The 11,816-nt window shown below is 67.3% G+C and carries 10 protein-coding genes and 1 riboswitch; of the genes, 3 read left to right on the forward strand and 7 right to left on the reverse strand.

The features are described from left to right. Positions 1 to 34 precede the first annotated feature (34 nt). Genes ACPCXD_RS20520 through ACPCXD_RS20535 form a run of 4 tightly spaced genes read right to left on the reverse strand, consistent with a single transcriptional unit; the run spans position 35 to position 5,448 of the window. Positions 35 to 1,759, reverse strand: a complete 1,725-nt coding sequence (locus ACPCXD_RS20520) for an ABC transporter ATP-binding protein (RefSeq protein WP_423661062.1) — start codon at positions 1,757 to 1,759, stop codon at positions 35 to 37. Then, on the reverse strand, positions 1,756 to 3,528 hold the full coding sequence (locus ACPCXD_RS20525) for an ABC transporter ATP-binding protein (protein WP_033097355.1): 1,773 nt from the start codon (positions 3,526 to 3,528) through the stop codon (positions 1,756 to 1,758). Before ACPCXD_RS20525 ends, ACPCXD_RS20520 begins: the two co-directional genes overlap by 4 nt. Further along, a complete protein-coding gene (locus tag ACPCXD_RS20530; protein ID WP_423661063.1) occupies positions 3,525 to 4,970 on the reverse strand; it encodes an MFS transporter in 1,446 nt (481 codons plus the stop codon). The genes ACPCXD_RS20525 and ACPCXD_RS20530 overlap by 4 nt, the downstream gene beginning before the upstream one ends. Next, the gene (locus ACPCXD_RS20535; RefSeq protein ID WP_052040058.1) at positions 4,963 to 5,448 is read right to left on the reverse strand and encodes a hypothetical protein; all 486 of its coding nucleotides are present in this window, start codon (positions 5,446 to 5,448) and stop codon (positions 4,963 to 4,965) included. Before ACPCXD_RS20535 ends, ACPCXD_RS20530 begins: the two co-directional genes overlap by 8 nt. A 77-nt stretch (positions 5,449 to 5,525) precedes the next feature. Here ACPCXD_RS20535 and ACPCXD_RS20540 point away from each other — a divergent pair, with 77 nt between their 5' ends. After that, positions 5,526 to 6,158, forward strand: coding sequence for a TetR/AcrR family transcriptional regulator C-terminal domain-containing protein (locus ACPCXD_RS20540; protein ID WP_423661064.1), 633 nt, complete (start codon positions 5,526 to 5,528; stop codon positions 6,156 to 6,158). A 146-nt stretch (positions 6,159 to 6,304) separates the two neighbouring features. Here ACPCXD_RS20540 and ACPCXD_RS20545 read toward each other — a convergent pair whose 3' ends face one another. Further along, positions 6,305 to 7,333: an esterase/lipase family protein gene (locus ACPCXD_RS20545; RefSeq protein WP_423661065.1), complete on the reverse strand. Its 1,029-nt coding sequence runs from the start codon at positions 7,331 to 7,333 to the stop codon at positions 6,305 to 6,307. 75 nt (positions 7,334 to 7,408) lie between these two features. After that, entirely contained in the window at positions 7,409 to 7,876 is a 468-nt protein-coding gene (locus ACPCXD_RS20550; RefSeq protein ID WP_033097359.1) for a MarR family winged helix-turn-helix transcriptional regulator, read from the reverse strand. A gap of 78 nt (positions 7,877 to 7,954) precedes the next feature. Between ACPCXD_RS20550 and ACPCXD_RS20555 the strand changes: the two genes are divergently transcribed. After that, positions 7,955 to 8,872, forward strand: coding sequence for an alpha/beta fold hydrolase (locus tag ACPCXD_RS20555; protein ID WP_423661066.1), 918 nt, complete (start codon positions 7,955 to 7,957; stop codon positions 8,870 to 8,872). Between the two features lie 162 nt (positions 8,873 to 9,034). After that, positions 9,035 to 9,955 carry a phosphodiesterase gene (locus tag ACPCXD_RS20560; RefSeq protein ID WP_033097360.1) on the forward strand — a complete coding sequence of 307 codons (921 nt, stop codon included), beginning with the start codon at positions 9,035 to 9,037 and terminating at the stop codon, positions 9,953 to 9,955. Here the strand turns inward: ACPCXD_RS20560 and ACPCXD_RS20565 are convergent. Further along, positions 9,952 to 11,448 (reverse strand): stealth family protein, encoded by a 1,497-nt coding sequence (locus ACPCXD_RS20565; RefSeq protein ID WP_423661067.1) that lies wholly within the window; start codon positions 11,446 to 11,448, stop codon positions 9,952 to 9,954. The two genes, ACPCXD_RS20560 and ACPCXD_RS20565, sit on opposite strands and share 4 nt — an antisense overlap. Positions 11,449 to 11,708: 260 nt before the next feature. Next, a riboswitch (TPP riboswitch) is annotated at positions 11,709 to 11,800 on the forward strand. Positions 11,801 to 11,816: the final 16 nt, after the last annotated feature.

The following is an 11,816-nucleotide window of genomic DNA, read 5'->3' on the forward strand; positions in this document are numbered from 1 at the left end:
GACACCCTGTCGATAACCTACGGTCCGTGCCCGCTCACGATGCGCGGATCGGTGAAGCCGGCCCGATCGACATCTCCCAGAACTGCGCGTAGCGGCCGCCGCGACGCACCAGTTCATCGTGGGTTCCCTCCTCGACGATTCGCCCTCGGTCCAGGAACACGATCCGGTCGGCGTCGCGGACGGTGTGCAACCGATGCGCGACCATCAGCACCGTCCGTCCCGCCGTGAGCCGCTCCAACCCGGCGCGGACGACCGCCTCGTTATCCGGGTCCAGGGCGGACGTCGTCTCGTCCAACAGGACGATCGGCGCGTCCTTGAGCAGTGCTCGCGCGATCGACACCCGCTGCCGTTCCCCGCCGGACAACATCGCGCCGCCTTCACCGACTCGCGACGACCAGCCGTCGGGTAGGCGTTCGATCACCTCGTCCAGCCCCGCGGCGGCACCAGCGGCGCGCACCTCGTCGTCGGTCGCATCCGCACGTCCGAGCCGCACGTTCTCCTCGAGGGTCTCATCGAACAGGTAGACGTCCTGGAAGACCACCGCGATCTGCGACATCAGCACGTCGGTCGCGATGTCCCGCACGTCCACCCCGCCGATCCGCACGGACCCCGCATCCACGTCGTGGAACCGTGCGAGCAGTTGCAGCAGCGTGCTCTTCCCGGCGCCGGACGGCCCGACCACCGCGAACCGCCGGCCCTGCGGCACCGCCAGCGACAACCCGTCGATCACCGTACGACCGTCCCGCCGGAAGGCCACCGAGTCGAACTTGATGTCGTGACCGTGCGGTCGCGCCGGACGAACCGGCTCGGGGAGGGGAGGGGTGCTCAGGAAGGCGTCGAGTCGTGTCAGTTCGCCGCGGGCGGCGCGCAGCTTTCCGCCGATCTCCGACAGTGACAACAGCGGTTCGGCGCAGCGACCTGCGAGGACGACGAGTGCCAACATGTCCGGCACCGCGAGGCTCCCGCCGATCACAAGGTAGGTGCCCAGTGCCAGCAGCGCGGTGAACGCCGCCTGCACGGTGACCGTCGTGCCGACGATGCCCGGCACGGCTGCGAGCGTCGAACGCCGCGAAGCACGCCGGATACCGTCGAGCGAGTCGTCGAGCAACCGGAAGCGTTCGACGGTTCGCCCGCCCGCGCGTAGGACAGGCTGTGCCTGAAGATATTCGACGACGCGAGCGGTGGCCTCGTGATCGCGTGCGGCGCGTTCGATATCGGTCGCCGCGGTGGTGCGCGCCGACCACATCTGCACCGCGGTCACCACGGGGATCGCCGCGGCGGCCGCCAGGCCCATCCGCAGGTCGTAGGCGGTCATCACCACCACGATGGTCAGCGGGGTCACGCATGCCGAGACGAACGGCGCGAGCATGTGAGCGATCACGCTCATCGATTGCAGGACACCACGACTCGCCGTCGCCGACAGTTCGCCGACCAGGTCGGCGCGATACCAGCCGAGCGGCAATCGTACGAGCTGGTCGCCCAGCCGGTGATAGACGCCGCGCAGCAGCGAGGTCCCGACGCGGAAACCCGACAGGTCGCTGACGTAGCGCAGCACCGCGTAGACCGCGACCGACGCCCCGAATCCGATCAGCCAGGGTCCGACGTCCGAGGGGGCGTCCCCGAACAGGATGCGCAGCACCGGGACGAGGAAGGCGTACGACAACCCCTCGGCGATCGCGCATCCCACCATGAGCGCCAGCGTCCGGCGCAGCGGGCCGGCGTGTTCGCGTCCGAGTGTGCGGAACAGTGTGGTGATCATCGTGCTCTGCTTCCTTGCAGGTCGGAACCTGCGGACGGTTGGAGGGAGCCCTCGCGGACGAGAACGTCCTCCGGTGAACCCTGTTCGACGATCGCTCCGTCCTCGAGAACCACGACCGTGTCCGCCCCGGTGATCGTCTCCGGTCGGTGCGTGACGGTCAGGATGGTCCGGTTGCCGCGCAAACGGGTGAGGGCAGCGTGGATCGCACCTTCGGTCCGGGGATCGGCGAAGGCCGTCGCCTCGTCGAGCACCAGCACCGGTGCATCGGTGAGCAGTGCCCGCGCGAGCGACAGGCGTTGCCTCTCCCCGCCGGACAGTTCGACCCCCTCTCCGAGGATCGTGTCGTATCCGTGGGGCAGTTCGACGATCCGCTCGTGGATGTCGGCCGCAACGGCTGCGCGGACCACGGCGTCGCGGTCGGCGTGCGGGACGGCCAGGGCGATGTTGTCGGCGATCGACGCACGCAGCAGACGAACGTCCTGGAAGACACATGCGATCGTGCGGTAGAGCGTCCTGCTCCCGACCTCCCGCAGGTCGACGCCACCGAGAGTGATCGTGCCGTGGGTCGGATCGAAGAAGCGCAGCAACAGTGTCGCCAGGGTGGACTTCCCACTGCCGGACGGACCCACCAGGGCGGTGACCGTCCCCGACTCGAGTGTCAGGTCGATGCCCCGGAGGACCTCGTGCGCATCCGAATAGCCGAAGCGGACGTCGTGCAGGTCGATCCGGTGCCCGCTCGGCGCTATCGGCCGCTCGGGTTCCGGCACCGGTGGCACGTCCAGCACCTCCCGGATCCGCTCGACGGCGCGCCGGGCGGCCAGGATGTCGTCGAATCCGTGGCCCAACGCCGCGATCGGGGTGGTCAGCCCCACGCCGAGGAGCACGAAGGGCAGCAGATCCGCCGCGGGCATACTGCCGCCCGTGATCAGGATCGAACTGCCGATCAGCACGGTCAGGAGCACGAACGGCGGCGAGAGGGCGAGTTGCATCCCCGCTGCCACGCCGGAGACGCCGCGCACCCATCGCGTGAAGGTCGAGACGAAATCGTCTGCTGCCGTGACGAATCTGTTCCGGGACCGGCGAGTGTCCCCGAAGACCTTCACGACCGAGATGCCGTTCACGAATTCGACGACCACATCGGCGATGCGTCCCATCGCGTCGTCGAACTCCTCCTGCTCCCGTCGCCGGGCCGCAGTGGACAGCAGGGGAACCAGCGACACGGCCAGGACGATCGGGATCATGGTGATCAGCGTCAGCCGCCAGTCGACTGTGAACAGGTAGACCGCCGACACGGCCGGAACGAGGAAGGCGTTGACCATCTCGCCGGGCGTGTGCGCGATGAACGGGTGAACGGCGGAGACGTCGTCGCCGACGACCTTCGCGAGTTCACCCGTTCGGCGACGGGAGAACCAGCCGATCGGGACCTTGCCGAGGTGACGTGCGAGTTCGCGGCGGAACGCCAGCTGCACGGAGCCGTCGAGGCCGTGCGCGAGGCCGGATCCGATCGACGTGAGGACGAGTCGGGCGAAGAGTCCGAGTGCGCCGACGACGACGGCGGTCCAGGCGCGGGACTGGTCGACCGGTCCCGGCGCGAGGAGCGTCCGGCCGACCTCGGCGACGGCGAGAAGCGGAACGAGACCCGCGATACCGCCCGCGGCCTGGAGAGCCACACTCGCAGTGAACCTGCCGACGAACGGCCGCAGCAGCGACGACAGTGTTCGCCGCGACGCCGGATCCGTCTCGGGGAAGGATGTTTCCGTGGATGTCATGATGTCCGTGCTTTCGTCGGCCCTCGGACCGGGGCTGCGTCGCCGGTAGTCTCGGCGGGCGCGCCGGTCCGGGGGAGAACGGTGAATGCGATCGCGGCAGCGACGACGAGAAGCACTGCACCCAGCGCGAATCCGAGCGCGTAGCCGCTGTTCATGCTCTCGGGTGTCGCGAGTGGACCGATCCGGTGGTGTGCGGCGGTACCGAGAACGGCGAGTCCGAGCGACGCACCGATCTGCCGCGACGTATTGAGAAGTCCGGAGGCCGTGCCCATCTCGCGTGCGTCCACCCCCGAGGTCGCGACGGACACCACCGGACCGAGGCAGAGTCCGAACCCGATGCCGACGACGACGGCCGGTCCCAGAACGTCGGTGACGAACGACCCGTCGGCGCTGATCAGACCGAACCATGCGAACCCGCAAGCGCTGAGAAGCCCACCGGCGACGAGGAGGGTGCGCGCCGCCACGCGGTAGCCGAGCTTGACGGCGACCACCGATCCGACGATGACACCCACGGCCACCGGCAGGGTCATCAGACCCGTGGCAGCCGGGCTGTTGCCGAGTACCTGCTGTAGATACAGCGAGACGAAATAGAACGCCGACCCGATGGTGGCGCCCACCAGCAGGTTGAAGGCGTTCGCCCCGCTCACCGACCGGTTGGCGAAGAGGCCGAGCCGGATCAGCGGGTCGCGGCGGGTGGTTCGCTCGACGTGGACGAACGCCACCAGCAGGGCGACGGCCGCGGCGAGGGTGACGAGCGTGATCGTCGAGGTCCAGCCGTGGCGGTCGGTACGCACGAGTGCGAACACCAGGGCTGTCGTGCCGGCGGTGCCGAGAATCGCTCCGAGCACGTCCGGGCGACCGCGCCGCACGGGTACTCCGTCGACTCCCACACCCAGACGGGTCAGCGCGAGTGCTGCAGCGGCCATGGGCACGTTGACGAACATGACCCACCGCCATCCGGCGTATTCGGTGAGGACGCCGCCGATGATGAGACCGAAGGCGGCACCGCCGGCATTCATGGCGCTCCATATCCCGAAGGCGCGAACCCGGGCGCGGCCGTCGGGGAAGGTCGACGACAGCAGTGCCAGCGCGGCCGGCGCGAGGGCTGCAGCCCCGACACCCTGCATCGCTCGTGCGGCGACGAGGTGGCCGGGTGCTGCAGCGAACCCGCCGAGCAGCGAGGCGAGACCGAACACGCCCAGTCCTACGAGGAGAGCCCGCTTGTGCCCGTAGAGATCGGCCGCGCGTCCTCCGAGGAGGAGCAGACCGCCGAAGAACAGTGCGTAGGCGTGGATCACCCACGTCGCTCCCATCGGGTCGAAATGCAACCCCTCGGTGGTCCGGGGGAGTCCGATGTTCGCGACGGACAGATCCAGCGACACCATGAACTGCACGGTCGCGACGGCTGCAAGGGTGTATCCGGGCCTCGTTGTGTCAGTCATGCCGGTCGGCCCTTTCGGTCGGGGGCAGGACCCAGGCGGCCATGACAGCGGTGATGCCCGGCAGCAGCGGGATCACCAGCAGGGTGATGCCCAGCCACAGCGGGACGATCGGGTTGTAGTGTTCGCCCGCGTATCCGACGTCGAACAGCAGCACGCAGGTTCCGATCACGAACAGTGTCGTCACCACAGCGCGGACCGCGACGTCCTTCTTCGCGCTCCACAGCGCGCCGAGCCAGCCGGCCAGGCCGAGGACGCCCACGATCACGAGGTATCCGGCGATCGCGTTCCGGTCGAGGTTCACATTGTCGGGTCCCCATTCGGGATATGCGTTCTGCACGTGCTGCTCGATCGATCCGATCATCCACACGTCCAGCAGAGGGAGTGCGATGCAGAGGATCTGCAGGCACGCGCCGAGGGTGAGGGCCTGCACAAGGTTGGGCCGGCGTTTCGTCGTACGAATTTCGGTTCGGACGGTCATGCCGGACTCCTCTCTTACGGTGTATGACTTACGTCGGCGATGGTAGTCTTACGTCGTAAGAGTGGCAAGGAGGTTTCATGGGATCGACGCGCGCGCAGGGTCGGCACGCCGGACTGACCCGGCAGCAGGTGCTCCATGCAGCGGTGCAGATGGTCGACCGGGAAGGTGCGGCCGCGCTGTCGATGCGGAAGCTGGCACGTGAGCTGGACGTGGAAGCGATGACGCTGTACCACCACGTGAAGAACAAACAGGGACTCGAGGACGCCATCGTCCAGTACGTGATGGACGAAGCGCTCACCGGAGCCGAGACCGACGCTCCGTGGCGGAGGGTCCTCGAGGGCTACGGCCGGGCCTTCCATCGCGGCTTGCTCGCGCACCCCGGGGCAGTACCGTTCTTTGCGTCCCGTCCGGCGGTCACCTCGGGCAATGCCGTGCACCTGGAGAAGATGCTCGAGGTGTTGCGGGACGCCGGATTCACGCCGCAGGATGCGCTCCTCGTGATCCAGACACTGGCCGCCATCGTGCTGGGCCAGCACAGCGCACCACCGGCAGACGACGGCGATCCGGGCATCGATACCGAAGCCCTCGCCGAGTTCCCGTTGTTCGTCGAAGCGATCGGATCCGGTGTGCCGTCCGTGGAGTCGCGGGTGGAGTTCGCGCTGCAGGCGTTCATCGCCGGGCTGAAGGAACCGAGCAGCGCCGCAATATAGTTCGCGCGCCGAACCGGGGTTCGCTACCGCAACACGCCGCGCGAGCCCCGGTTCAGCGCGTCAGCTTCGCGACCTGTCCGCACCCGTCACAGAAGATCTCGGCATTTCGTGAGACAGGAACCGCGACGTAATGAGGATCGGACGACTCACGCGCCGGGGCGACTCACGACCACGGCGTCCTCGGTCGTGGGATTGCCGATCGTCGGATCCGGGCTCCAACCGAGGATCGGCGGCACGAAGACGCACTCCAGCGGCCCTGCCGAACCCGGATCGAGCGCGTCGAGGACGAACCATGCCGCGTTCGGGTCGTTGACGATGCCGGCATGTTCGACGAAGTCGTTCGCGCAGTGGTCCTGCAGCACGATGTTTGTCGCGTTGGGCGCCTCGCGGTAGCCACTGGTGTGCGGGAGGACGATCTCCTCGTAGCGGGTCATGATGTTCGTGTACGTCACCTCGTCGGCGTAGACGCCGGCCTCCTGGATTGTGTGGATCCAATCCGATCCGGCAAGGACCTGCGGGCACGCACCGCATCCGACGAAGTGGGCGAGATTCTCCACGTCCTGCCGCACACCGACGTGCTCGAACAGTTCGAACGACGCCGCGAGCAGGAAGGCGTGGCTGCCCTCGTAGACCGGTCCGAGCGAAATGTAATCGTCGACCTTCTCGTTGCCGCCGAGGAACTTCACGTACCAGACGGGCATCAGGGTGCCCTGCGAGTGACCCACGAGGTCGACCTTCTCCGCGCCGGTCGCGACAAGGACCTCGTCGACGAAATCGGAGAGCTGCTGTGCGCTGTCCTCCATCGGCAGCAGCCCACCGACGGAATTCAACGGCCAGGGGAGGTCGGCATGGTTGCCGTAAGTGAGAGCGAAGACGCAATAGCCCTTGTTCGCGAGAAGAGGCCCGAGATACGACCAGTTGTTGTGCCGGTTGAGCACCGTGCCGTGGACGAGCACGACGGGATCCGGGTGTTCCTGCGACGGGACGCAGTCCCAGTCGTTCGTGCCGAGCGCGTTACCGTTCGGGTCGCCGAATTCGTGGGCGAACCCGTCCAGGAACGTCTTTCCGACGGGCAGGGGAGGAGCGGTCTCCTCTGCGACTGCCGTTCCTGCCCCGACCACAGCGAAGGCGACCGCGAGTACCGCGGCGACCCATGAGCGTACGTGCATTCCCATCCCCCCGAAGTATGTGGATGGGCAAGGAAGTTAACAGAAATTCTTCCTACTGGGGGAGCGTGGTTCCCGCGGGTGTCAGGCCTCGGTGTCTTCCGGGGAGCGCGCGGACTCCACTGCAGCAGTCATGGAGCCGAGGAACTCCCGCACGACCTCCAGTTGCGACTCGGAGAAGGACTCGAGCGCAGTGGATGCCCGCGCGAAGAGCGGACCGAAGAAATCCCATCCGAGTTTCTCGGCCGCCGGGGTCACGCGCAGGATGACGCGCCGCCGGTCGTCGCTGTCGCGATCCCGCCGCACGTGACCGGCCCGTTCGAGCCTGTCGACGAGTGCGGTGATCGATGCGGTGTTGAGCCGCAGGTGCTCGGCGAGCCAGCCGGGTGTCGCGATCTCCCCGGCCCGTTCCCGGTCGAGAAGTCCGATCAGTGCTCGCAGATCGGTGGGATGCAGCGCGTGTTTCTGTGCGAATTCGGCGCCGAGCAGATCGAGTTGCACGGTGAGCGCGCGCAACCGGTGGATCATGTCGAGTTTGCCGTCGTCCGTCATGTCACCTCCGCCTCTCGACAGACTCTACTCGTCCACCTAGTATCTCGATCATCGAGATATTCGACGGTGGAGGTTCCGATGCTCCGGTCACCACGCACATCGTTCGCAGAATCCGACGAGGGCCGCGCCTTCCACGCCGCGTACGACGCGCTCCTCGCGAAATGGCCGCGCGGCACCGTGATCCACGATCTCGACTCCCGCTTCGGCACCGCCCGCGTCACCGAGTACGGGCCACCCGACGCACCGCCGGTCCTGCTGCTCCCGGGTGCCGGCGCCACGTCGATGACCTGGTTCGCCAACGCCGCAGCGCTGGGGGAGACCCACCGCGTGCTGGCCGTCGACATCATCGGCGACGTCGGACGCAGCGTCGCCGGTGGTGATCCCGTACGCAGCGTCGACGATCTGCTCGAATGGCTCGGCTCCGTCGCCGATGCTCTCGGGGCGACGCGGTGCGCACTCGCCGGTCACTCGTACGGTGCGATGATCGCGCTCGCGGCAGCCGTGCGGACTCCCGAACGGGTCGGCCGGCTCGTGTTGCTCGACCCCACCTCGTGCTTTGTCGGGATGCGGTTCGGCTATCTCCTGCGGGCACTTCCGGTTCTCGTCCGGCCCACCGCTGCCCGCGAACGGGCATTCCTCGAGTGGGAAACCCGAGGGGCGCAACTCGATCCCGACTGGGTCACCCTGATGGCGCTGGGCGCGGCACACTTCCCGACCGCGAAGACGATCGTGCCCCGGCGTCCGTCGTCCGAGGAGTTGGGACGGTGCACAGTCGACACCACGGTGGTGCTCGCTCCGTTCGGGCGCGTCCACGACCCCGACGAGGTGGCCCGCGCAGCGCGGAAGGCGCTGCCGTCCTGTCGAGCCGTCACTCTCACCGCCGGTACCCACCACACCCTGCCGATGTACCCGAGCGACGAGGTCGACGTCGTGCTGCGGGATGCACTGGGTGTCGGTGCGCCCGTCGAACTGGATTGTGACCCAGATCACCAGTAAATGTTCGATTGTCCGTTTCCGCAGGTCACCGCGCAGTAACGAGGTGTTCGCCGCAGGTTCGGCGTCTCGATGTGATCCAGAAGCCATGGAGTCGTAGAAACACACTCGCTACCGTTGATGGCGATCGAGTGCCCCGAAACGGGCGAATGGAAGTGAGAGATCATGGGCAGCTCTCCAGCCCCTGAGCGAATAGCCGAATATCCCAGACCTTCGCACACCCTCCTTCATCTCACCGATACACATCTCGTCGGTGGAGACGAACTCCTCTACGGCACCGTCGACGCCGACACCCGCCTCGGACTGATTCTCGAGGACATCCGTGCGTCGCAGGTCCGTCCCGATGCCCTGGTGTTCACCGGCGACCTCGCCGACCGCGGCCAGCCCGACGCCTACCGCAAGCTCCGCGGTCTCGTCGAACCGCTGGCAGCAGCGCTCGGAGCCGACATCGTCTGGGCCATGGGTAATCACGACGACCGCGCGACCTTCCGTGAGGAGCTCCTCGACGAAGATCCCGTGGGTGCACCCATCGACGGAGTCCACATGGTCGGCGGACTGAGGATCATCACGCTCGACACCTCGGTTCCGGGCCATCACCACGGCGAGGTTTCCGCCGAGCAGCTCGCCTGGCTGGCCGACGAACTCTCGGCATCCGCCCCGTTCGGTACCGTTCTCGCACTGCATCATCCGCCGGTCCCGAGCGTGTTCGACATGGCCGTCCTCGTCGAACTGCGCGACCAAGCGGGCCTCGCCGAAGTGCTGCGTGGCACCGATGTGCGCGCCATCCTCGGTGGTCACCTGCACTACTCGACCTCGGCCACGTTCGCCGGCATCCCGGTCTCGGTCGCCTCGTCGACCTGCTACACCCAGGACCTGAACGTCCCGGTCGGCTCGCAGCGCGGACACGACGGAGCGCAGGGCTTCAACCTCGTGCACGTCTATCCCGACACCATCGTGCACTCCGTGGTGCCCAGCGGAAGCTACGCCACCGCCGGGCAACCCCACACGGCCGAGGACGCGGCGCGGCGCCTGGCCGAAGCCGGCATCCGCATCCCCGAGAACCCCGATCTCACCGTTCGCGTCTAGCCGATGTCCGGTCGGCCCGGGTAGTCGGTCTCCCAGGGCGCCGGAATCGGGTAGTACCGCTCCAGGAACTGCGTGACCTTCGCGGTGCGCAGCTCCAGGTCGACCTCGGGCGCGCTGCCGTCGTTGAGGCAGAACAGGTCGAGATTGCGGCGCGCCAGGATCGTGTCCAGATGTCGCAGGCCGGACTTCACGGTGGTGTCGACGTACTCCACCTTCGCCGTGGTCTGCTGCACCGCGCGGCCGGTCAGCAGTGTGTAGTAGTGGTAGAAGGAGTTCGTCACCGAGATGTTGTCGGCCGCCCGGAACGGGCTCGCCGCCGTCGCAGCGAACTCGTCCGCGAACTCGCGCTCCATCTCCGCCATGATCGACCTGCGCAACGGGACAGGTGTGTGCTCGAGGTGCCGAGTGATGGTGACCCCGAAGCGGTCCTGCAGAAGCTTACGGTTCATGCGCGCGGAGTTCTCGAATCCGCTGCGCGACGCGTTGTTTCGGCCGAGACCGATCCGCACGTCGCACTCGATGAACTTGCCGACGCCCCCGCCGGAGAAGAACAGGCTCGGGCTCACCCGGCGACCGAAGAACATGTCGTCGTTCGAGTACAGGAAGTGCTCGGACAATCCCGGGATGTGATGCAACTGCGACTCGACCGCCATCGAGTTGTAGGTGGGCAGTGCCGACGGATCGGAGAAGAACTCCTCGCTCCGCACGAAGGTCACGCGCGGATCGTCGGCGAGCCACGCCGGTCGCGGTGAGTCGGTGGCGACGAAGATCCGCCGCACCCACGGCGCGTACATGTGGACCGAACGCAGGGCGTACTTGAGTTCGTTGATCTGCCGGTAGCGCGCCGGCGAGTCGTCACCTTCGCCGACGACATAGTTCTGCATCAGCTTCGCGCGCTTGGCCTGGAACGACTTCGACGACCCGTCGACCCACGAGAACACGAGGTCGATCTCGAACGGAATGTCGCCCGGATGGCGGTCGAACATGCCCTCGATCGTGGGCCACAACTGTCCGTACCGCTCGACCGTCGTCCGGCGCATGTCGTCGCGCAGGGCGGTCGTGCGGGTGAGAGCGTTCGGACGAGGCATGATCACCTCGTCGTCGGTGTAGGTCCACAGCTCGATGTCCACGCCGTTCGACGCGCCGTACCGCAACCCGCTCCTCAGTTCGACCCGCGGGCGGAACAGCCGGAACACCCGGTCCTTCCTGTCGCGCGAGAGCTGTCCGTCCGCCACCGGGACCGGGCGCCGTTTCAAGCCGACGGCCTTCGAGTAGAACGGCTCGTCGGCGCACCCCTCGGCGAGCACGGCGCGCAGCCTTTTCCTGTCGGCGCGGTCGATCGCCAGGATGGGGCGGTCGCTGTCGTCGCGCACGAGCAGGTAGTCGATGTGCGCCCGGTCGAGCACGCGGCGTAGGAACAGCACGTCCTCGATCTGCGCCTCGTCGGGCGTAGTGGTGGTGATCGGGATGGCGTAGCGATCCTCGAACCACACCACCTCCTCGTGCCTCGCGGGGCCGCGGACCGTGGCGCGGCCGAGCGGGGGAGCGTCTCCGACCTCCTGAGAAAGGGAGACGTAGGGAGCGTTGTGTGGGGCCGGCGTGTGCGTCGGAATCTCCTTTCACGAGTCGGGACGGGAACAGCCATTTTAACGTCGATCTGAGCTAAGTTCTCGCGTAGGCGATGTGACGATCCTGTGAACGACGACGCTGCCGCCTCTCGAAGGGCGAACCGGTGCCGTGTAGCCTGTCCGCAGGACTCGACACGGGGTGCCGGAAACGGCTGAGAGAACACCCGTCGAACCTGATCTCGATCATGCGAGCGAAGGGATGCCGAGCCGGCGCCAGGCCACAGGTCTGTCGC

This window comes from Rhodococcus sp. AB351, from assembly GCF_049538275.1.
GTDB lineage: Bacteria > Actinomycetota > Actinomycetes > Mycobacteriales > Mycobacteriaceae > Rhodococcus.